Genomic DNA, 21653 nt, shown 5'->3' with positions numbered 1-21653 from the left:
CGGAGGCGGCGGCGCGGGCGTCTCCTCCACCACGTCACTGAAGTCGAACTCGAACGCGCCACCCGCGGGCTTCGCGGTGGCGGTGGGACGCGCGGGCGTCTCTTCCACCGCGTCACTGAAGTCCAGGTCGAACTCGGGTGCGCCCCCCTTGGGCTTCGCGGCGGAAGGCGCCGGAGCCCCGGTGGCCTCGGACATGTCGAGGTCGAACTCCATCGGGCCACTGGAGCCCGCCGACGAGGACGACTCGTCCTCCACGGAGAGACCGACTTCGATGGGCGCCTCATCGAGCATCTCGCCCTGCGCGAGCGGCGCCTCGTCGAGCGACAGCTCGAACCCGGGCAGCGGCTCGTCCATCAGCGGCGCGGCGGGCGGGGGCGGCGTGCTCGCGATGAGCTCCTCGAGCGGGATGTCCACGTCATCGGCGGGCGCGGCGGGCGGCGGGGAGAAGTCGAAGGGCTCGTCGAGCCCCGGAGCCGCCGGCGCGTCCAGGTCATCGAACAGCGAGTCCAGCGCGGGCCCACGAGGCGCCGCGGCGGGCTTCGCCACGGACGCGGGTGCGGGCCGGGCCTGCACGGGCGCGACAGCCGGCGCGATGGACGGGGCCAGCGGCGCGACGGACGGGGCGATGGCGGGCAGCGGCGAGACGGCGGCCGCGGGGGCCTCCGGCTTGCGCTGCAGGAGCATCATGTCCACCAGCGCGCGGCTGGCCGGGTCCAGCTCGTGGAACTGGAGCCCCATGCCGGGAGGCCCCGCGGGGTCTCCCACTTCACGGACCCAGCGCACGTCGGCGGTGCCGCGCAGCACGCGCACGCCTCCGGCGATCTGCACCTCGAACTTGACGGGTGTCCCCACGGGCTGCGGGGTGCGCGAGCGGATGAACATCCCGCCCGGGCTCAGGTTGGTGGCGAACTCCTCCGCGAAGCTCCCCACGCTTTCATGCTTGAGCTTCACCAACAGACCGACTGCCTTCCGGTCCGTGGTGCGCCTGCCTTGATCCATAACGCACCACCATCGCGGTACACCGCCCCCTTCTCAAGAGGGTTTTGGGGCCTCGGTTGGTTGGCAGGCCGAGGAACCAGGACAGGTGGGCCTGCGGCCTACCTGCACCTTCCTGTAATGTCGTGCGCCGCGAGGAGGCGTCCATGAGCACCATCCCTCTCACCGTCGCGGTGGCGCCGCGCACCGGCTGGCTGGTCGACCGACGCCACGACTTGATTTCCACGGTGGGCGGCGCCTGCGCGAGCCTCATCCTTGTCGGACTTCATGCCGGGGCGGGGGTGAGCAGCCTGGCGTTGTGGTGGGCGTGGGTGTTGGTGCTGGATGGGCCGCACCTGTTCGCGACGGTGTCGCGCACGTACCTGGACGCGCGCGAGTGGAAGACGCGCAGGCGGCTGCTGCTGGGGAGCCTGGGCTGGTTCGCGCTGGGGCCGGTGTGCTTCGGGGTGTCGTTGCTCGTCGGCAGCAAGCTGCCGTTCGTGTTGTTCCTCACCTTCGCCGCGCTGTGGGCGTACTGGCACGTGGTGCGGCAGCACTACGGGCTGATGCGGTTGTACCAGCGCAAGTCGGGGGAGACGTCGCGGGTGGACCAGCGGCTGGACAGCGTGACGCTCTACGTGGGGCTCGTCGCGCCGTTCGTGGCGTTCGCGGTGACGCATCCGGGGGCGCGCAAGCAATTGGGGCTGACGGGGACACCGAGCTGGGAGCCGGTGGTCGCCGCGGCGTGCTTCACGCTGGTGGCGGCGGTGGTGCTCTTGAGCGCGGGGCGTCAGGTGTGGCGCTGGCGGACGGGGCAGCCGGTGAACGGGCCCAAGCTGTTGATGATGGGGGCGGCGGTGGGGCTGTCGGCGGTGGTGTTCTGGCCGTCGGTGTCCGCGCGGATGGACTTCATCATGTTCGCGGTGGCGGTGACGGCGTTCCACAACGTGCAGTACCACGGCATCGTCTGGTTCTATCACCGCAATCGCTATCACTCGGCGGGGGTGGACCCGGCGTCCTTCGGCTGGGCGCCGAAGGTGAGCCAGCGGTTCATCTTCTATGCGGTGTGCGGCATTGCCTTCACCTTGGCGTACCGGGGCCTGGGGTGTGGCTTCGGCGCGCATCCGGGCTGCGGCGTGTTCGACGCGAAGCTCGCGCTGGGCACGGGGCTGACGCTGCGGGACTTCATGGCCGGCTTCATCTGGGGCTTCGCCCTGCACCACTACTACCTGGACCAGCGCATCTGGAGGGTGAGCAAGGATGCGGGGCTGAATCAGGACCTGAAGCTGGACGGCGCCCTTTCCGCTGCCGCACGAAGTCCCCGGCCTCCGGTGCCGCCGGGTTGAAACCCTGTCGTGGCACCCTGGCTTCCGACCTCCCCACGGGCAGTCCCGACGCCCGGATCTACCCGCCGCCCGGCGACCACACTCCCGCACCGGGAGACACATGTAATCCAGCAACCAAAGCAAGCCAACTGATGGTGCGTTCCACGGAATGTCAGACGGCGGGAGCAGGATGCGCCCCGGCTCACGCCTCACCCACCTGGAATCCCATCGACAATGCAGACACTTCCTCAGTCCCCCCGACTGGCGAGCGTGTTGCTCGCCTCCCTCGTCGTCACGCTGTTCGCCTGCGGCCGCGAAGATGACGCCGGCCTCGCTCCGGTGAAGGACCCGTGGCAGTCCCCCGGGATGGAGCTGGAGCCCGGCTGTGGAGAGGCCGACGCCGGCCCCGCCACCGACGCCGGCCCCTCCGAGCCCGACGCCGGACCTCCTGAACCCGACGCCGGCTCCGCCCTCTGTGGCGACGCCATCAAGCACCCCTCCGAGGAGTGCGACGACGGCAACTACAACCTGGGCGATGGCTGCACGCCCCTGTGCAAGCGCGAGCCCCGCTGCCTCAACGGCAGCTGCGAGGCCCGCTGCGGCGACGGCCGGCTCGAGCCCAACTCCTCCGAGACCTGTGACGACGGCAACACCGTGGCCCACGACGGGTGCTCGCCGACGTGCCAGCTCGAGCCGGGCTTCCTCTGCCAGGTCCTCGAGGCGCCGCCCCCTTCCGCGCTGGAGCTTCCCATCGTCTACCGTGACTTCCGCGGCTACGACCTGCCCGCCACGGGCGGCCTGCCGCGCGGCCACATCGACTTCCAGAACAAGAACGGCAGTGAGCGGGGCATCGTGGCCTCCACCCTGGGCCCCGACAACAAGCCCGTCTACGCGAAGGTCGGGGTGAGCTCGCTGACGACGCATGGCCAGTACGCGTTCGACCAGTGGTTCCGTGATGTGCCCAACGTCAACCTGCCGCTCGTCGGCAACCTGCAGCTCACGCGGACGCCTGACAACGAGTACCTCTACGACAACGCGTTCTTCTTCCCGCTCGACAACGCGGGGTGGGTCGCGGCGGGCCAGGAGCCCCTGCGCAACGACTACGGCGCCCCCGCGCGGCCGCGCAACTTCAGCTTCACCAGCGAGACGCGCCACTGGTTCCAGTACAACGGCACCGAGGTCATCCGCTTCCGGGGAGATGACGACGTCTGGGTGTTCGTCAACGGCCGGCTCGCGCTGGACCTGGGCGGCATCCATGGCCCCGAGACGGGCAGCGTCAGCCTGGCCGCGCTCGCCACCCCGCTGGGATTGAACGTGGGCGGCGTCTACCAGCTCGCCGTGTTCCAGGCGGAGCGTCACACCACCGGCTCCTCCTACCGGCTGGGCCTCCAGAACTTCCACTACCCCCGCCAGTACACCGCGTGCATCCCCCACCACCAGCTCCTGTGCGGCAACGGCACGGTGGACCCGGGTGAGCAGTGCGACGACGGCGTCAACGACGGCGGCTATGGCCAGTGCGCCGCGGGCTGCATCTTCGGGCCTCGCTGCGGGGACGGCGTCGTGCAGCTCTCCTCGGGAGAGCAGTGCGACGACGGCAACCTGAACAGCCAGGACGGCTGCAGCGCGTACTGCCAGCTCGAGCTGTTCTGAGTCCCGACGCCGCCGCTTCCGAGGCACTCATTCCTCGGAAGCGGTGGCGTGAAGTGCCTCAGCGCACCCAGGACACGTTGGTGACGGTGAACTTCGAGCCGTCCGTCTTCTCGACGTTCGTGTAGGGCAGGTACACGCGCGACGAGAAGGTGTTCGCGGCGGTGTCGATTTCGATGAGCCGCGTCGGGTTCGAGGACCCGTCGTGGTAGGTGGTCAGCATCTGATGGATGGTGTTGCCCTGCGTGCCCGTCACCGCGCGGTAGGCGTGCGTGCCCACGTGCCCGGAGAAGATGAACCGCACGTTGGGGTACAGCTTGAGCGCGTTGTCGAACACGTACTGGGGGCTGTTGTTGCCGTAGCCGCCGTTGCCCTGTTCGATGGCGCCGCCGCTGTTCTGGTGGGAGTGCGTCAGCACGATGACGTTGTGGTTCGGGTGCTGCGCGAGCACGTTCCGGGCCCACGTCACCGCGTCCGTGCGCGCCCACAGCTCCAGGCTGAGCACCAGCCAGTTCAGCCCGCCCGCCGAGAAGGTGTGGAAGGAATTGTCGCTCTTGCCCGCCTCGAACACGCCGCCCAGCCGGGTGAAGCGCGACGGCGGGAAGTAGGTGTTGAACGTGGTGGTGTTGCGCAGGTTGGCGTTCACGTTGCCGGGGCACGCGCTGCCGCCCGGGCAGGTGGCCGCGGTGTCGTGGTTGCCGATGGCGATGGCGTAGGGAATCCCCGCCGCGTCCAGCTTCTGGAAGGCGTTGCCCGCGCGGACGTACTGGATGTGGTCCGGCGTGTCCCAGTTGGCCATGTCGCCCGTGTGGCCCACGAAGCGGATGTCCAGCGCGGCCTTGTTGTCCGCGAGCCACTGCATGCGGTGGTCGATGAGCGTGGAGCTGGAGACGACCTCGTTCTGGGTATCCGGGACGATGACCAGCGTGAACTTCGTGTCCACCGGCTGCGGCGTCGCGGGGGCCACGTGGAAGCGGATGCCCTGGTCCACCCAGCCCGCCGCGCTGAGCGCCGCGCGCTCCTGGGCGGTGATGGCGAAGCGGTGCTTCCTCAGCGTGTCGTTCGCGTAGCGGTAGACGGGCACCAGGCACGGCGAGGCCGTCGCCGACGCGAAGAAGCCCACGCCCTCGTCGGTGGTGAAGCCGCCCTGCGTCACCAGCTGCTGCTTCTCCGCCGCGTCGATGGTCCAGAAGTGCTCGGTCCGACTCGGGCTGTAGATGCGATACACGGGCGACAGCCCCGTCCCCGTGATTCCCGAGGCCCGGAACGCCACGCCCCGGTCCTCCGTGTAGCCGTACGTCGTTCCCGCGTTCGTCGCCTCATTGGCGTTCAGCGTGTAGAGGCTGTCGCCATTGCTCGGCCGGATGCGGTGATACACGGGCGAACCCAGCGCGGCGCAGTCGAGCGCCGCCTCGCTGGACGCTGTCTCGGCGGGCTCCACGGGCGCGCCACCACCACACGCCCACAGCCCCGCCACCAGCGCCAAGGACCCCACGACTCTCCATGAACCCATGATGTCTCCTCTCGAAGGAACACGACTCGCTGCTCCTCGAAAGCCTCTTCGACCCGATTGACCCAGGCAACGACTTGATTCCTGGTCAATCCAAACATCGATGGCAAACAGGCCAAAACCGGACACGAGACATATGTGCAACACGGTTGCATCAACAATCCTCGCATGACATAACGCCCGTACCTCGAAGGCGCGTGAGCGCTCCGCCCTTCGCACCTCCCCGGGAACAGTCATGCATCCAAGACCCCTCCATCTGGCATTCCTGGCCGTCACGGCCGTCCTCATGGTGAGCTGCGGCTCCTCGGACGAGCCCGGGCCCGACGAGACCGCTGAGTGCAGCGGCCACGGCCACCTGCACGGCGACCACTGTCACTGCGACGAGGGCTACGTCGCGGACGGCCTCACGTGTGTCGTCGCCGAGGAGCCCGTCATCGAGTGCGGAGGCCACGGCCATCTGCACGGCGACCACTGCCACTGCGACGAAGGTTACACCGAGCAGAACGGCACCTGCGTCGTCGCCCCCGAGCCGGGCCTCGACTGCGGCGAGCACGGCCATGCACACGGGGACCACTGCCACTGTGACGAAGGCTACGTCGAGCAGGAGGGCACGTGTGTCGCGGCCCCCGTGACGGGGCCGGACTGTGGCGAGCACGGCCACGCGCACGGCGACCACTGCCACTGCGACGAAGGCTACGAGGAGAAGGAAGGCACCTGCGTGCCCCAGACGGAGCCAGTGCTCGACTGCGGCGAGCACGGCCACAGCCACGGTGACCACTGCCACTGCGACGCGGGCTACGTGGAGGTGAACGGCACCTGTGTCCCCGAGCAGCCGAACCCCGTGCTGCCCACGTACACCATCGTCCCCATCATGTACCCCTCGGGCAGCGGCAGCTTCGCGCTGGAGCTGAACGACGCGGGGCAGGTGGTGGGCAACGTGCGCTCGACGGTCATCACCGGCACGCCGCCGCCGCTCATCGCCTACCGCTGGAGCGAGGAGAGCATCACCGAGCTCGGCATCCTCCCGGGCAGCAACAACTTCAGCCGTGCGTACGGCCTCAACGCGAGCGGCGTGGTGGTGGGCGAGAGCGACAACAACACGCCCCGCGCCTTCCGCTGGGAGAACGGCGTGATGACCGACCTGGGCACGCTCGGCGGCGCGTCCGCGGTGGCGACCGGCATCAACGACAGCGGCGTCATCGTCGGCGGCGCGTCCAACGGCACCACCAGCCGCGCGTTCCGCTGGGTGGACGGGACGATGACGGAGCTGGGCTCGCTGGATGGCCAGGGCAACACGCTGGCCCGCGCGTGGGACATCAACAACGCGGGTGACGTGGTGGGGTCCTCGAAGAACGCGCAGGGCGTCACGCGCGCCACGCTCTGGACGGCCCAGGGCCAGCTGGTCAACGTCGGCGCGCTGGACGTGAGCCTCGCGAGCCAGGCCTACGCGGTGAACGAGTCTCGGCAGGTGGTGGGCTCCGCCGTCATCGGCGCCACGTCGGGCGGCTCGCCCATCTACAACGCCTTCACCTGGAGCGACGGCACCGTCCGGAGCCTGGGCACCCTGTCGAGCCAGCCCACCGCCATCCACAGCGAGGCGAAGGCCATCAACGCGTCGGGCTGGATTGTCGGCTACGTGGGCCAGTACCATGGCAACGCGTCGCTGGGCACCGCCGCCGCCGTGCTCTGGGTCGACGAGCGCATCCACGACCTCAACACGCTGATTCCCGCGGACAGCGGCTGGACGCTCCTGTCCGCCGAGGGCATCAACACCCGCGGCGACATCGTCGGCTTCGGCCGCTTCAACGGCACCAGCACCGCCTTCAAGCTCGTGCGCCAGTAGCCCCGACACAACACCGCGCCCCGTCCGACGACACACGCCGGGCGGGGCGCATGCGCGTCAGAGCTCTTCGGCCACCGGGGCGATGCGCGCGAGCACACCCGGCCAGCCGGGCTTCATCCCCTCGAAGGCGCGCCGGCCCATCGGCGAGTCCAGGTCGAAGCCCTCGTGCGTCAGCTCCAGCCGCGTCCCCGTGCCCTCCGACACCAGCGTCCAGGTAATGGTGGTGTTCAGCGCGAACTGGATGCGGAACAGCCGCTCGGGCTCCACGGCGAGCACCTCGCAGCGCTGCTTGCCCCACTGTCCCATGTCCATCTCGAAGCGGTGGCCCACCTCGGCGCGGATGTCTCCCGGGGCCCACCAGCGCGCCACGAGCGCGGGCTCGGTGAGCGCGCGCCACACCTTCGCCGGTGGCTGCGAATAGACATGGCTGACCCGAATCACTCCGGCTTCCTTCATGAAGCGTCCTCCTCGTCGAGAAGCTGTTCCAGGTCGCCGAGCCGCTGCTTCCAGTAGCGCTCGAACGTCTCCAGCCAGCCGCCGACCTCGGACAGCGGACGCGGGTCCAGGTGGTAGTAGCGCTCGCGCCCCCGAGGCTCCTCACGCACGAGGCTCGCCTTGCGCAAGACCTGAAGGTGCTCCGAGACCGCCGGCCGCCCCACGTCGAAGTGACTCGCCAGGTCCCCCACCTTGCGAGGCCCCTTGCGCAGCTGCACCAGAATCTCGCGCCTCACCGGATTGGCGAGCGCGGAGAAGACATCGACCTTCTGCATGCGCGAAGCAATACGTCGGAAACTTCCGACGCGTCAACTTCTTCCGACGCATCGCCTCGAATGCCCGAAGTGCGCCGGCTCAGGTCACCAGGGCGCGATGCGCCACAGGAGCGCCTCCTGGTTCCACGTCTCCCCTTCACCCTCGCGCAGCCAGCCCGAGGCGACCAGCCCCTGTCCCGGCATCGCCGCGAGCCCCGTCACCGCGAGCGTGCACTGGCCGCTCGGACACTCGCGCGCCCGCAGCACGCGCCTCGCCTGGTCCGAGCCGTCCATGGGATAGCGCGTGAGCACGTCGCCACAGGCCACGGAGACGGCGCCCGTCTCGTCCACGGCCGCGGCCACGCCCTCCTGGGCCTCCTCGCCGCACTCGGGCTGCTTCAGCCAGCGAACCTCGCCCTCCGCGCCCACGGCGAGCACGAACGGCCCCTGCGTCCCCAGCGACGTGCCGCCCCACACGAGCAGCCCCGCGAAGTCGCCCGCCACCGAGACGCCGCCCTGCGGCCCCACCGCCACCGCCGTCACCCGGCCCTTGGCCCCTGGCAGCTCTCGACCCCACACCAGCTTCCCCGCCTCATCGAACTCCAGCACCACGAAGCCGCGACGGCCCTTCGCGCCGAAGGACTCGCCATCCACCTCCAGCGTGTCCTCGAGCTGCCCGGCGAGCACCACGCGCCCCGACGGCGCCAGCGCCACCGCGTGCAGCGCCGTCTCCTCGCCCGTCCCGGTGAAGCGCCGCGTCCAGCGCACCGAGCCGTCCGCCGCGTAGTGCGTCAGCACCGGGTCCTTCAGCGCCCCCACCCACTCCTCACCCGCCACCACCACGCCGCCGTCCGCGTCCGCCACCACCGACTGGGCCTTCTGCCCCACGCGCTGCTGCCACGTCGGCTCGCCGTCCTCGGAGAAGCGCACCAGGAAGCCGTCCTGCGCCGGGCCCAGCCCGAAGTTCGCCGGGTACAGGAACGCGTTGCCCGTGAGGAACACCGCGCCGTCCGGCCCCGGTGACGCCGCCACGCGCAAATCCGACAGGCGCTCGCGGGGGAACTCCCGCGTCCAGCGCGGCGTCCCATCCGCCGCGTACCGCCCCAGCACCACCCCCAGCCGCTCCCCGGCCACCGGCTCGCGGTCCGCGTCCTGCCGGGGCGTCTGCGACACCACCAGCACCACGTCCCCGTCGCGCCCCACGGCGACGCCGGTCCCCGAGTCGTCCTGGGGCCCACCCACCCGGGCCTCCCAGGGCACCTGCGCGCCCTCGCCCTCGGAGGGCGGCCGGGTGCCCGACTTCGGCGGCGTGCCCGAGCCCGAGTTGTCCCCGTCCGTGCCCGGCGCGGCCTCCTCCCCGGGGGGCTCCGGGCTGCCCGGCTCCGAGCCACACGCCAGCCCCACGCCCCACAGGAGGGCCAGCGGCGCGAGCCACCTCCAGCCCTGGAACCAACGCCCCGCTCGCTCTGACCGCATGCGTGCTCCCCGAGCCGCCGCCGTCCTTCGCGAGCCGGCTCTCCGGAGACGGTAAGCAGCGTGTCCGGGACGTGGCATTCCCCCTGCCCCTCGGGGGGAGACACCCGCCCGGGGGGCGTGCAGGCGACTGGGGGCCTCGGGGCCCCGTCCCCCGAGTGTGTGACAGCGGAATAGGCCCCCACTCCAACGGTTGCCACCGCACGACTCGGCCGCTCGGAAGGAGGAAACCGTTGGTCCGGGCGCCGCCCGCGAATTAAGAGACTCCTTCCATGGAAAGCGCCGCCCCCGCCCCACGTCCCGTGCCCGATGCCTCGAGCGACGACCTCCGCGCAGTCGAGGAGCTTGCCCAGGCCCGTAACGCCATCGTCGCTCAAATCGAGAAGCGCGTCGTCGGGCAGCGCGAGGTGGTGGAGCACCTGCTCATCTCGCTCTTCAGCCGGGGCCACTGCCTGTTCGTCGGCGTGCCGGGCCTGGCCAAGACGCTGCTCATCTCCACCCTGGCGGACGTGCTGAACCTGTCCTTCAACCGCATCCAGTTCACCCCGGACCTGATGCCCTCGGACATCACCGGCACGGACATCCTGGAGGAGGACCGCACCACCGGCCGGCGCAACTTCCGCTTCGTGCAGGGCCCCCTGTTCGCCAACATCATCCTGGCCGACGAGGTGAACCGCACGCCGCCCAAGACGCAGGCCGCGCTGCTGCAGGCCATGCAGGAGTACCGCATCACCGCCGGCGGCCGCACGTATCCGCTGGCCCCGCCCTTCCTCGTCTTCGCCACGCAGAACCCCATCGAGCAGGAGGGCACCTACCCCCTGCCCGAGGCGCAGCTGGATCGGTTCATGTTCCTGGTGGACGTGGGCTACCCCACCGCCGAGGAGGAGATTCAAATCGTCAAGAGCACCACCGGCGGCGAGCAGCCGACGCTCGAGAAGATTCTGTCGCCCGAGCGCATCGTCGCGCTCCAGGACCTGGTGCGGCGCGTGCCGGTGCCGGACCACGTGGTGCGCTTCGCGGTGGAGCTGGTGCGCAACACCCGGCCCAAGGAGGCGGGGGTGCCGGACTTCGTGGCGAAGAACGTGTCGTGGGGCGCGGGTCCTCGCGCCAGCCAGTACCTGGTGCTCGCGGCCAAGGCGCGCGCGATTCTCCACGGGCGCTTCGTGGCGACGGTGGAGGACGTGCGCGCGCTGGCGCGTCCCGTGCTGCGCCACCGCGTGCTGCCCAACTTCACCGCGGAGAGCGAGGGAATCACGTCCGTGAAGCTCGTGGACCAGCTCCTCACGGTGGTGAAGGGCTAGCGCCGCGTGCTGCTCGATGCCCAGACGCTGGCCCGCCTCAAGGGCGTGAAGCTGCGTGCCCGCGCGGTGATGGAGGGGGTGCTGTCCGGCCTCCACAAGAGCCCCCATCAGGGGCAGAGCGTGGAGTTCGCCGAGCACAAGGAGTACGCGCCCGGCGACGAGCTGCGCCACCTGGACTGGAAGGCGTACGGCAAGTTCGACAAGTACTACGTCAAGCGCTTCGAGCACGAGACGAACCTGCGCGCGGTGATGGTGGTGGATGCGTCCGCCTCCATGGGCTACCAGAGCGGCGCCTTGTCCAAGCTGGAGGTGGCGACGACGCTCGCGGGCGCGCTGTCGTACCTGCTGGTGCGTCAGCAGGACGCGGCGGGCCTGGCGCTGCTCACGGGTGGCAAGTGGAAGGACGTGCCCCCGCGAGCGTCCGCGGGCCACCTGAACGTGCTGCTCGACACGCTGGATGCGACGGCGGCCGGCGGCACCACGGACCTGGGCAGCGCGGCGGACCACCTGGCGGAGGTGCTGCCCCGGCGCTCCACCGTCATCGTCCTGTCGGATTTGCTCGACGAGAAGCAGGACGCGCTCAAGCGGGTGCTGGCGCTCAGGCAGCGCAAGAACGACGTGTCGCTGTTCCACGTCGTGGACCCGGCGGAGCTGACGTTCCCCTTCGATGACCCCACGCTCTTCATGGACATGGAGGGCGAGGGCCGCATCGAGGTGAACCCGCGTGAAATCAAGGAGAGCTACCTGGAGGAGTTCCACGCCTTCCTGGCGAACGTGAAGGCGTCGTGCGCGGAGGCGGACGTGGACTACGAGCTGGTGCGCACGGACGAGAAGCTGGACGACGTGCTGCTGCGGTACCTGGCGCGGCGCGGGAGGCGCGGGTGACGTTCGGCAATCCGTGGATGCTGCTGGGCGCGCTGGGCGCCCTCATCCCCCTGCTGGTGCACCTGTTCGACCGGCGAAGGCCGCGTCCCCATCCGTTCGGTCCGCTGGCCTTCGTGTTGAGAAGCCAGAAGCGCACCGCCAGCCGCCTCAAGTTGAAGCGCCTGCTCCTGTACGTGCTGCGCACGCTCATCCTGCTGGCCATCCCCATCGCGCTCGCCAGGCCGGAGCTGACGCGCGACGCGCAGGCCGCGCAGGTGGTGAAGGGCCCGGCCGCGACGGCCATCATCCTGGACGCGTCCCTGTCCATGCGCTGGTCGGACGGCACGTCGCTCTTCGAGCGGGGCCGGGACGAGGCGCGCGACGCGCTGAGGGACCTGCTGCCCGAGGAGCCCGCCACGGTGGTGGTGTGCACGGGCTCGCCCGCGGCGCCGCCGCCTCCGGGGTTCGACCGGGCCCGGCTGCGCGCGCTCGTGGACGAGGCGAAGCCGACGTACGGCGGGGCGGACCTGTCGCGCTGCATGGACCTGGCGGCGCGCTCGCTGGAAGAGAACCCGATGCCGGCCAAGCGGCTGGTGGTGGTCTCCGACATGGCGGCCACGGCGTTCCGGCTGGAGGCCCCGCCGCCCACGGTGAAGGGGCCCACGGGCGCGCCGGTGAAGCCGGAGGTGGTGCTGCGCGACGTGGCCGAGGGCAAGGAGACGCTCGCCAACCACGCCATCGTCGACCTCAAGGTGGAGCCCGCGCTGCAGGCCGGCCCGCGCGCGTTCCAGTTCACCTTCACGGTGCGCAACTTCGGGACGGAGGCAGTCAAGGATTTGGAGGCCGCGGTGCGCACGGGCGAGACGACGCTGGCCAAGGGCTTCGTCGACGTGCCCGCCGGTGGCACCACGCAGAAGGCGCTCACGGTGCGCTTCCCGCAGGGCGGCACGGTGGTGGGCCAGGTGACGCTCGCGCCGGACGCGCTGGCGGAGGATGACCGACGGGCGTTCGTGCTGCCGGTGCCCCGCGCGCTCAAGGCGCTGGTGGTGAACGGCGCGCCGCACGCGACGCGCTACCGGGACGAAGCCTTCTTCGTGGACGCGGCGCTGACGGCGCCGGGCTCTCCGGTGGAGGTGGCCGTGCGCGACGCGGAGGTGGGGCTGCGCGAGGACTTCTCCACGTACGACCTGGTGCTGCTGCTCAACGTGGCGGCGCCGAACGCGGAGGAGGCGGCGCGGCTGTCCACCTTCGTGGAGAACGGCGGCGGCCTGTTCGTCAGCATGGGCGACCGGGTGAACACGGAGGACTACAACCAGAAGCTGGGCGCGGTGCTGCCCCGGCCGCTGCGCGTGCTGCGCACCAGCGCGGAGCGCGACACGGACCCGGAGGCGGAGACGAAGGCGGCGCGGCTGGCGCAGGTGAACCAGGAGCACGTGCTCTTCTCGCCCTTCACCGGGCGCGCCGAGGAGGGCCTCGTGGGCGCACGTTTCTACCGCTACATGCTGCTGGAGGCGGACAACCCCACGTCTCCTGGTGCGAGCCAGGTGCTGGCCACGTACGAGGACGGAGCTCCCGCGGTCGCGGTGATGCGCAAGGGCAAGGGCCGCGTGGCGCTGTTCACCAGCACGGTGGACCGCGACTGGAGCGACTTCGCCATCCGCACCAGCTTCCTGCCGCTGATGCAGCGCTTCGCGGCGTACCTCACCGGCTCGCTGGAGGAGCGCGAGGAGGTGCGCGTACGCGTGGGTGAGCTGGCGAGCTTGCGTCCGGAGGGCTCGCAGAAGGTGACGGCGGTGAAGGCGCCGGACGGCTCGGAGCTGCCGCTGAAGGAGCAGACGGAGGGCTCCGTCGTGGCGGGGCCGGTGCTGGAGCCGGGGGCGTACTCGGTGCTGGGCGCGGAGGGGAAGATGGTGCCCGCGCTGTCCTTCGCGGCGACGCTGGACCCGGCCGAGAGCGACTTGACGCGCGTGCCGCAGGAGACGCTCACCGCGTACTTCGGCGAGGAGACGGTGAAGGCGTCCAGCGGCGACGAGGACCGACCTTCGGTGCCGCTGTGGACGTGGCTCATCCTGGCCGCGTGCGTGGCGTTCTTCTTCGAGGGCACGCTGCTGCGCAAATAGACTTCGGGGCCATGATGCCCGGCCCCGACGTCGTCATCGCCTGTCCTCACTGTGGAGCGCCGCACCTGCTCCGCTCACTCGCCACCGGCAACACGCTGGGCATCGCGGGCTGGACGGATGGCTGGTGCGAGGAGCCGCCGATGGCGCTGCGCCCCCCGGTCTTCTCCCGCTGTGCTTCGTGTCACGCGCTGTTCCGGGCCGCCGGGTCACGTCGACTGGGAGAGCTCACGGAGCGCACCGTGCCTCACGAGGAGCCCGTCACCCGCGTCACGCTCGCCCACGCGGGCGGGCGCCGCGCCGAGGTGATGCACCTCTTGAGTCGTGAGCTGGGCAAGTCTCCGACCGAGGCCCGGCGGATGCTCGACAAGCTCCCAGCGCCGCTGGGGGCGTGGGCTGAGGACGTGGCGGGACGACTGGCCAGGCGCCTGGTGGAGCTGGGCGCGCGCGTCTCGCTGGAGTCCACGACAGCGCAGTCGACGCGCTCGTTGCTCCCGCGCGAGTGGAAGGAGGCGCCCAGGTTGGAGCACCCGTCCGAGGCGGAGCTCCAGTTCGTCCTGCGGGAGAACCTGCTGCGGCCCCCCGCGTGGGAGTGGGAGGCGCGCCAGCACCTGTGGTGGATGAGCAACGCGCCCCATCACCAGGGCGCATCCTGGCGCAGCCCGTGGAGGCGCACGCGGGCGGTGCTCAGCAACCTGCACGTGCTGGCCCACCTCGTGACCTCGGACTCGGACGAGAATCGGCTGCTGCGGGTGGAGGCCTTTCGCGAGCTGGAGAAGCGGGACGAGGCCCTCGCGCTCCTGGACTCGGCGCCCTTCCCCGCGCACCTGGCGTACATCGCGGACTTCCTGCGGGGACAGCTGCGCGAGTTCGACTTCGAGGTGCGCAGGCTCCCGCCGCCTCCGGCTTGAGCGCCGTTACTTCACGCGCTCAATCTTGTGCTTGCGGCCCTTGATGCGGCCCTCGCTCAAGCGCTGGAAGGCGATGCGGGACACGCGCCGGGCGACGGCGACGTAGGCGATGTGGTCCTGGATCTCGATCTTGCCCACGTCCGTCGCGGCGAACCCGCCCGCCTCGCCCGTCAGCGCGCCGAGGATGTCGCCCGGCCGCATCTTGTCCTTGCGACCGGCAGAGATGTAGAGCGTCTCCCACTCGGAGCCGAGCGCGCCGGGCTTCATGAAGGTCTCCTCCAGCGCGGCCTGGTCGCCCGTCTCCAGCTTCACGCCGAGGGCCTGTTCGATCTCCTCCACCTTGCGCTCGTCGCGCGGCGTCACCAGCGCGATGGCGAGGCCCGTGCGGCCCGCGCGTCCGGTGCGGCCGATGCGGTGCACGTACGGCTCGGGCTGGAAGGGCATGTCGAAGTTGACGACGGCGTCGAGCGCCTCCACGTCGATGCCTCGCCCCGCCACGTCCGTGGCCACCAGCACGCGCGTGCTGAGGTTGCGGAACTTCGCCATGACGCGGTCTCTCTCGAACTGCTCCAGGTCGCCCTGCAGCCCGTCCACGCTGACGCCCGCGTCGGAGAGCGACTTCGTCAGCTCCACCACCGTCGCCTTGTGGTTGCAGAAGACGATGGCGGACGCCGGCATGTGGCGGTGGAGGACCTTGAGCAGCATCGCCGGCTTGTCCTCCGGCGCGGAGTTGTAGCGAAGCTGGCGGATGGGCGGCGCGGCCTCGGTGTCCTCCACCGTCACGCGCACCGGGTCCTTCTGGAACGCGCGGCTCAGGGCCGCGATGTCCGGCGGGAAGGTCGCGGAGAAGAGCACCGTCTGCCGGCGCGACGGCATGGCGCCGAGGATGCGCTCCATGTCCTCGCGGAAGCCCATGTCGAGCATCCGGTCCGCCTCGTCCAGCACCACCGTGGCCACCCCACGGGTGTCCAGCGCGTCGCGGTCCAGCACGTCGATGATTCGGCCAGGGGTGCCCACCGCGATGTGAGCGCCCTTCTCCAGCGCCTCCAGTTGCGGGCGGATGGGCTGGCCACCCGCGAGCACCAGCACCTGGAGCCCCGGGAGCCTGCGGCCCAGCTTGCGGATTTCGCCCGCCACCTGCGCGCACAGCTCGCGCGTGGGGCACAGCACCAGCGACTGGACCCGACGGTCCTGGAGCCGCACCTGACGCAAGAGGGGCAGCGCGAAGGCGGCGGTCTTGCCGCTGCCCGTACGGGCCTGGCCGACCAGGTCCTTGCCCTGGAGCAGCACGGGGATGCTCTGCGCCTGGATGGGCGTGGCGGACTGGAAGCCGAGCTCCCCCAGGACCTGGAGCAGCGGGGGAGACAGCGCGAGCGTGGCGAAATCCATCAGGGCCTCGATTGAACGGAGGCGCGGAAGGTGCCTCGGAGCATCAGCGCGCCCTTGTAGCAGTCGCCCGGGGTGGAACAAGCCCCCCGCGTCAGTGCACCGTGGGACGACGGCGTGGGCGCCGCCTGGCCGGACGCCGCCGTTGCTTCTCCAGGTAGTCCTTCAGGACGACGGCGCTGTTGTGGTCCTCGTCGCGCGCGCTGTACAGCAGCGTCACGTCGCCCTGGCGGGCCGCCTCGAGGAGGGGCGCGAGCGCCTCGTCGTGCGAGGAGAGCTCCCGGGCATAGCGGCGCTGGAACTCCTTCCAGCGCGCCGGCTCATGGCCATACCACTTGCGCAGCTCCGTGCTCGGCGCCACGTCCTTGAGCCAGCCGTCGAGCTCGAGCCGGGTCTTCTGGATGCCCCGGGGCCACAGCCGCTCCACGAGGAAGCGAGCGCCGTCCGAGTCCCCGGGCTCCAGATGGTGATACACGCGCGCGAGCTGAATCATGGCCTGCCTGCCCCCTGGGTCGATGGATGCCCTCGTCTCACGGGTCCCCTGAGCAAGGTGGAGCGCCCGCGCGCGGACCGGCATCCCGATGGGCCCGGACGCCCCGGGAGTTGACGAGCAGACGACGCCCGGGGCGGCGCGTCGCATTCCGCTCCCCCAGCCCTCCCCGGGTAGTGCGACACTGCGCGGGTGACTGTCTCCGCCCTCTACCGCGACTGTGCCCGCCTGTTCATGGTGGGCTTTCCTGGAACCCGCGTCGACGCCGACCTGGCGTCGCTGATGGATGACGGCATCTACGGCGCCATCCTGTTCAAGCGCAACGTGGGCACGGCCCAGGAGACGGCGGCGCTGTGCCACGCGCTCAAGGTGCGCGCGGGCCGGCCGTTCATCCTCTCGGTGGACCAGGAGGGGGGACGCGTGGCCCGGCTGCGCGGCGCGCCGTTCACCACCCTGCCCCCGATGCGGGAGCTGGGCCAGCGCGGGGACGCGGACGTCGTGGAGCGCGTGGGACGGCTGCTCGCCCACGAGCTGCGCGCGGTGGGCTTCGACTGGGACTTCGCGCCGGTGCTGGACGTGGACACCAACCCGGCCAACCCCGTCATCGGCGACCGGAGCTTCAGCCGGGATGCGGAGGCGGTGGGGCGGCTGGGCGTGGCGCTCGCGCGCGGGCTCGAGGCGGGCGGCGTCGCGTCCTGCGGCAAGCACTTCCCCGGGCACGGCGACACGATGACGGACAGCCACCTGACGCTGCCCCGGCTGCCGCATGATCTGGAGCGGCTGCGGCGCGTGGAGCTGGTGCCCTTCCGGGCCTTCGCGCAGGCGCGGCTGGCGTCGTTGATGACGGCGCATGTCATGTTCGACGCGCTGGACAAGGAGATGCCCGCGACGATGAGCGAGCGCGTGCTGACGGGCGTGCTGCGCCAGGAGCTGGGGTTCGACGGGGTGCTCGTCAGCGACGATTTGGAGATGAAGGCCATCGCGGCGCACTACTCCGTGGAGGAGGCCGCCGTGCGCGGCACGCTCGCGGGGGTGGACCTGTTCCTCGTGTGCCATCAGGTGGACGTGCAGCGGCGCGCCATCGAGGCGGTGGTGAAGGCGGTGGAGTCCGGACGGATTCCGCGCGAGCGCATCACCGAGGCGCATCGCCGGCTGGATGTGCTCGCCGCGCGCTTCGCACACCCGGCGGAGGACCGGCTCGCCACGCTCGGCGGGGCCGAGCATCTGGCGCTCGCCCAGGGGCTCGACAGCGCCTTCGCGGGCAAGGACCCGACCGAGGTCATGCTCGCGTCGCGCTGAGGGCTCGCGGGTGGAGCCCGCTCGGCTCGCCCCCGCGGGCCGTCGCGCCACGCACGTGCCGACGAGGGCGCACGGGGAAGCCCCGTGAGGCCACGTCCAGCTCGTGCGGCCATTTCGCCCAGGGCGCTCGCGGACGAAGCCTTCTTGCGAGGCTACGTCCGAGGGGCGCTGTCCTTCGGATGAATGCTCACGGGCGGAGTGATGCGACCCTGCTCGCGCAGGGCGGCGACCGGGGGTGGACCCGGCTCCCGGGCCCAGGGGGCGCCCGGGCCTGGAGGCAGCGGCTCAGTGTGTGTTGTCGGGAGGTGGAGTCTGGGAGGGCGCTCGCGCCGGAGCGGAGTCCTTCGCCTCCTCGCGGTCCTGCCGGGCCTCCTTCTCCTCCTCACGGCGGATGGCGTCCGGGTCGCCTTGGGCGATTCCGGGCTGCACGCGAGGCGGCACGTTGTTCACGGCGGTGGGCGGAAGATTCTCGCCCACGCGGTCCTGCACCGGGGCGATGTTCGGGCCCGAGCCCCCCGTACCGGGACCGAAGCTGCTCAAGGGCTGGGCCTCGTTGGAGTTGCCCTGGTACCAGGAGCCACCCCAATCCCCGCAGGCGGTGCCCAGCGAGGTGATGACGACCAGGGCCCCAGGCAGGAGCCAACGGCGCGCGGTTCGGTGGTTCATGTGCAATCCCTCCGGCGAGCCATCCGAGGCTCCAGAGGGATGGATACGCATCCCCCAGCCCACGGCGGCGGGGGGATGGGCGAGGGCACGCCGGGCGCCTAGCGGCGCGAGTGGGCGTTGCGGTCCTGCCAGCCGAGCGGGCGGTAGCCCCAGGAGCGGTGGTGGTCCGTGACGGTCCCCGTCATGGCGCCGTCCTCGCCGCCCAGGCCCTGCGCCGTGGGGGAGTAGGTGGCGCTGCCGTAGCGGTCCTGCATCATCTTGCCCGAGTCATCCCAGAGGGACTTGTTCTGCTGACCGTCGAGCTTGGGCGTGCGCGGGTCGATGCTGGAGCCAATCTCCTTGATGGTGCCGTTGTGGCCCCGGTCCGCGGTCATCAACCACGGCGGAGACTTCTCGGGATGCACGTTGCCCTCCATGTCCAGCAGGGCGCTCGGCTGGATGCCACGCTGCGCGAACGCGCCGCCTCGCGGCTCGTCCGGCTGCTTGCCTCCCGTCTCGGGAAGCGCACCACAACCCACGGTCCACAGCGCGCCCATCGTCAGCGCCGCCACCTGGGTCCACCGTCGAAGATTCAGCTCGCGCATGTCCACTCCCTTTGAGGTTCCCGTTCATCGAAGGTGGACACTCGACGGCGTCCACCCACGAAACAGGTACATGGCGGCCCTCGGCCGCTTGCTCAATTAAACCCTCGTGAGCGCGTGCGAACAGTCCTCTTCATGACTTCGTCAGGCGAGGAGGTCCGCGTGACCATCCACGCTTCTTCCTGACAGAAGGTGTATTCGGGCGGATGCGAAGGGTTTGCGAGGGCGGGCCCGGAGCACGCAAGATTTGCGTGGATCGACGAGCCCGCCACTCAGCGAAGCGACTTCACTTCTTCTTCGCGCGAGCTGCCTTCTTCGCGGGAGCGCTCTTCTTCGCAGCCCCCTTCTTCACCGGAGCCGACTTCTTCGCGGCACCCTTCTTGGCGGGCACGGCCTTCTTCGCGGCCGACTTCTTCGCCGGAGCCCCCTTCTTCACGGGCGCGGTCTTCTTCGCCGGAGCCGACTTCTTCGCGGCACTCTTCTTCACGGGCGCGGCCGACTTCTTCGCCGGAGCCGCCTTCTTCGCGGGCGCGGCCTTCGTCACGGGCGCGGCCTTCGCCGGGCGAGCCTCGGGAGCCTCCACCTGGGCCGTGGCACCCGTCCCCGTGTCACGCGGCGCCTTGCGCTTCGGCGCATCGAACCGCGTCACCGGCACTCGCGCCGGAGCGGGCACCGGAGCGCTCGCGACCGGAGCCTCGCGCGCGTCCTCGTCACCCGCGCTCGACTCCTCCACGCTCGGGCTCGAGCCCGGCGCCGGTAACTCCCCCGTGGGAAGGCTCGTGGGCTTCGCGCCCAGCGCGGCGAGCACCTCCACCACGTGCCCGGTCACCTTCACCTTCGGCCACACCTGCTTCACCTTGCCATCCGGCCCGATGAGGAATGTCGCGCGGGTGATGCCCAGGAACTTGCGCCCGTACAGCGACTTCTCGCCCCAGACGCCGTACGCCTCCGACATCTGGTGCTCGGTGTCCGCCAGCAGCGGGAAGGGCAGGCTGAACTTGGTCGCGAACTTCCGGTGGCTCGCGGTGCTGTCCGCGGACACGCCGAGCACCACGGCGCCCGCGGCCTCCAGCGTCGAGTGCTCGTCGCGGAAGCTGCACGCCTCCACGGTGCACCCGGGAGTGTCATCCTTCGGATAGAAATAGAGGACGACGTTCTTCCCCGCGAACCGCGAGAGCGTCACGGTGTTGCCGTCCTGGTCCTGCAGTTGGAAGTCGGGAGCCGCGTCACCTGCTTGGGGCATGGGCATGCGCGTTCCATAGCCACAAACAGGGCACGTTCTCAATCTCCCCCACGCGCGCTACTTCGTCGCGGGCGCCTCATGGCCGTGCTCGTGGCCATGCTCCCCCGGCGGGTGGCTGTGCGACTCGATGCGCACCAGCTCCTTCTGACACTGCGTCAACGCCGCCTGCAGCGGCTCGCGCGCGGCGTCATCCGCCACGCCCAGCTTCTTCGCCAGCGCCTCGCACGCGGCGCGCTTGGCGTCGGAGTCGTCGGTGCCGGGGCCCGTCGCGCCCGGGGTCGCCAGCGGACGCGGGGGCAGCTTGCCCCGCAGGCCCCGGATGGCCGCCAGCCGCTTGTCGGCTTCCGGACGGGAGCGCGAGTCCTTGGGCACCGCCTCCAGCGCCGCGACGACCTCGTCCCAGGCCGGGTCCGTGGGACGCACGCCCTGGTCCACCAGGGCCTGGTACTTCACGTCGGCCTCGCGCAGCTTCTCGGGGCCGGAGTCACACCCGGTGGAGAACACCAGGCACAGGAGGATTGAGAGCGCGGCGGCAGGCCGCTGGAAGGCAGTCCACATGCTGCGTAGGTACCTCCTGCTGGCCTCTGGAGGGAAGCGCGGCTAGGGTGACGGGCCGTGCCGCCCATCCTCCTCGCCTTCCTGCTCGGTCTGTTCCAGGGCCTGCTCCATGCCGTGGGGCCGGACCATTGCGCCGCCGTGGCGACGCTCGGAACCCTGAACGGCGGCCGGCGCAAGGCGGCCATCATCACCGCCTTCCGCTTCGCGCTGGGGCACGCGGCCATGCTGGGCGGCATCGCCGCGGTGTGCCTGCTGGCCGGCGTGGGCCTTTCGGAGACCTTCGAGCGCTGGGCCGAAATCTTCGGCGGCGCCGTGCTGGTGGCGCTCGCCGTCACCGCCCTGCTCTTCCCCAACAGCCTGGACCACGGCCACCCCCACCTGCCCGGCCACGCGAAGGAGCCCCACCAGCACGTGCACACCGTCAGCACCGCCGCCGGCGCGCTGATGGCCGTCAGCGGCGTGCGCTCGCTGCTGCTCGCCCTGCCCCCGCTGCTCGTCGGCGGCAGCATGAGCCTGGCCGCGTGGACCTACCTGCCCGGCTTCGCCCTGGGCATCCTCATCGGCATGGGCGCGGTGGGACTGCTCTTCGCCGAGGGCCTCACCCGCCTCAACGCGCGCATCACCGCCTGGGTCCAGCGCGCGGTGGCGCTGGCCTCCGGCGCGCTCGGCCTGTTCTGGATCGGCTCCCGCCTGACGGGCGGCTGAGCACCTCCCG

Annotated in this window: 20 protein-coding genes; 9 read left to right on the top strand and 11 right to left on the bottom strand. The window is 70.9% G+C overall.

The features are described from left to right. Window positions 1–999, bottom strand: a 999-nt coding sequence (locus K8640_RS33480; protein WP_223750783.1) for a TIGR02266 family protein, incomplete at its 3' end; no start/stop codon positions are given. 143 nt (window positions 1000–1142) lie between these two features. On the opposite strand from K8640_RS33480, the gene K8640_RS33475 reads away from it, so the two are divergent. After that, on the top strand, window positions 1143–2321 hold the full coding sequence (locus K8640_RS33475; protein ID WP_223750782.1) for a hypothetical protein: 1179 nt from the start codon (window positions 1143–1145) through the stop codon (window positions 2319–2321). Between the two features lie 213 nt (window positions 2322–2534). After that, window positions 2535–3950: a fibro-slime domain-containing protein gene (locus K8640_RS33470; RefSeq protein ID WP_223750781.1), complete on the top strand. Its 1416-nt coding sequence runs from the start codon at window positions 2535–2537 to the stop codon at window positions 3948–3950. Between the two features lie 58 nt (window positions 3951–4008). Here the strand turns inward: K8640_RS33470 and K8640_RS33465 are convergent, their stop codons facing one another. Then, a complete protein-coding gene (locus tag K8640_RS33465) occupies window positions 4009–5460 on the bottom strand; it encodes a metallophosphoesterase (RefSeq protein ID WP_223750780.1) in 1452 nt (483 codons plus the stop codon). 232 nt (window positions 5461–5692) lie between these two features. On the opposite strand from K8640_RS33465, the gene K8640_RS33460 reads away from it, so the two are divergent. After that, window positions 5693–7300 (top strand): DUF3466 family protein, encoded by a 1608-nt coding sequence (locus K8640_RS33460; protein WP_223750779.1) that lies wholly within the window; start codon window positions 5693–5695, stop codon window positions 7298–7300. 57 nt (window positions 7301–7357) lie between these two features. Here K8640_RS33460 and K8640_RS33455 read toward each other — a convergent pair whose 3' ends face one another. The 3 genes from K8640_RS33455 to K8640_RS33445 form a co-directional block, all read right to left on the bottom strand. Beyond that, window positions 7358–7756: an SRPBCC domain-containing protein gene (locus K8640_RS33455; RefSeq protein ID WP_223750778.1), complete on the bottom strand. Its 399-nt coding sequence runs from the start codon at window positions 7754–7756 to the stop codon at window positions 7358–7360. Then, the gene (locus K8640_RS33450; protein ID WP_223750777.1) at window positions 7753–8070 is read right to left on the bottom strand and encodes a helix-turn-helix transcriptional regulator; all 318 of its coding nucleotides are present in this window, start codon (window positions 8068–8070) and stop codon (window positions 7753–7755) included. The genes K8640_RS33455 and K8640_RS33450 overlap by 4 nt, the downstream gene beginning before the upstream one ends. Before the next feature lie 84 nt (window positions 8071–8154). After that, window positions 8155–9525 (bottom strand): hypothetical protein, encoded by a 1371-nt coding sequence (locus tag K8640_RS33445; RefSeq protein WP_223750776.1) that lies wholly within the window; start codon window positions 9523–9525, stop codon window positions 8155–8157. A gap of 269 nt (window positions 9526–9794) precedes the next feature. On the opposite strand from K8640_RS33445, the gene K8640_RS33440 reads away from it, so the two are divergent. From K8640_RS33440 to K8640_RS33425, 4 genes are read left to right on the top strand one after another with little or no spacing between them, the layout of a single operon-like run. After that, window positions 9795–10823 (top strand): MoxR family ATPase, encoded by a 1029-nt coding sequence (locus K8640_RS33440; RefSeq protein WP_223750775.1) that lies wholly within the window; start codon window positions 9795–9797, stop codon window positions 10821–10823. A 6-nt stretch (window positions 10824–10829) separates the two neighbouring features. Beyond that, entirely contained in the window at window positions 10830–11708 is an 879-nt protein-coding gene (locus tag K8640_RS33435; RefSeq protein ID WP_046716420.1) for a DUF58 domain-containing protein, read from the top strand. Then, the gene (locus K8640_RS42965; protein ID WP_223750774.1) at window positions 11705–13807 is read left to right on the top strand and encodes a BatA domain-containing protein; all 2103 of its coding nucleotides are present in this window, start codon (window positions 11705–11707) and stop codon (window positions 13805–13807) included. Before K8640_RS33435 ends, K8640_RS42965 begins: the two co-directional genes overlap by 4 nt. An 11-nt stretch (window positions 13808–13818) precedes the next feature. Next, entirely contained in the window at window positions 13819–14715 is an 897-nt protein-coding gene (locus tag K8640_RS33425; protein ID WP_223750773.1) for a hypothetical protein, read from the top strand. 6 nt (window positions 14716–14721) lie between these two features. Here the strand turns inward: K8640_RS33425 and dbpA are convergent, their stop codons facing one another. Both dbpA and K8640_RS33415 read right to left on the bottom strand, forming a co-directional pair. Next, on the bottom strand, window positions 14722–16104 hold the full coding sequence (gene dbpA / locus K8640_RS33420) for an ATP-dependent RNA helicase DbpA (protein WP_223750772.1): 1383 nt from the start codon (window positions 16102–16104) through the stop codon (window positions 14722–14724). A 91-nt stretch (window positions 16105–16195) separates the two neighbouring features. Next, a complete protein-coding gene (locus tag K8640_RS33415) occupies window positions 16196–16594 on the bottom strand; it encodes a DUF488 domain-containing protein (protein WP_223750771.1) in 399 nt (132 codons plus the stop codon). A 231-nt stretch (window positions 16595–16825) separates the two neighbouring features. Here K8640_RS33415 and nagZ point away from each other — a divergent pair, with 231 nt between their 5' ends. After that, window positions 16826–17890, top strand: a complete 1065-nt coding sequence (gene nagZ / locus K8640_RS33410; protein WP_223750789.1) for a beta-N-acetylhexosaminidase — start codon at window positions 16826–16828, stop codon at window positions 17888–17890. Window positions 17891–18175: 285 nt separating this feature from the next. On the opposite strand, the gene K8640_RS33405 is transcribed toward nagZ, so the two are convergent. The 4 genes from K8640_RS33405 to K8640_RS33390 form a co-directional block, all read right to left on the bottom strand. Beyond that, window positions 18176–18556 carry a hypothetical protein gene (locus tag K8640_RS33405; protein ID WP_223750770.1) on the bottom strand — a complete coding sequence of 127 codons (381 nt, stop codon included), beginning with the start codon at window positions 18554–18556 and terminating at the stop codon, window positions 18176–18178. A gap of 98 nt (window positions 18557–18654) precedes the next feature. Further along, the gene (locus K8640_RS33400) at window positions 18655–19140 is read right to left on the bottom strand and encodes a hypothetical protein (protein ID WP_223750769.1); all 486 of its coding nucleotides are present in this window, start codon (window positions 19138–19140) and stop codon (window positions 18655–18657) included. Between the two features lie 283 nt (window positions 19141–19423). Further along, a complete protein-coding gene (gene bcp / locus K8640_RS33395) occupies window positions 19424–20380 on the bottom strand; it encodes a thioredoxin-dependent thiol peroxidase (protein ID WP_223750768.1) in 957 nt (318 codons plus the stop codon). 57 nt (window positions 20381–20437) lie between these two features. After that, window positions 20438–20938, bottom strand: a complete 501-nt coding sequence (locus tag K8640_RS33390) for a hypothetical protein (RefSeq protein WP_223750767.1) — start codon at window positions 20936–20938, stop codon at window positions 20438–20440. A 57-nt stretch (window positions 20939–20995) separates the two neighbouring features. Here K8640_RS33390 and K8640_RS33385 point away from each other — a divergent pair, with 57 nt between their 5' ends. Continuing rightward, a complete protein-coding gene (locus tag K8640_RS33385) occupies window positions 20996–21643 on the top strand; it encodes a hypothetical protein (protein WP_223750766.1) in 648 nt (215 codons plus the stop codon). Window positions 21644–21653 lie beyond the last annotated feature (10 nt).

Origin of the sequence: Myxococcus sp. XM-1-1-1, assembly GCF_020037095.1 — a bacterium.
Lineage (GTDB): Bacteria > Myxococcota > Myxococcia > Myxococcales > Myxococcaceae > Myxococcus > Myxococcus fulvus.
This window is presented reverse-complemented; position numbering and strand designations above follow the sequence as displayed.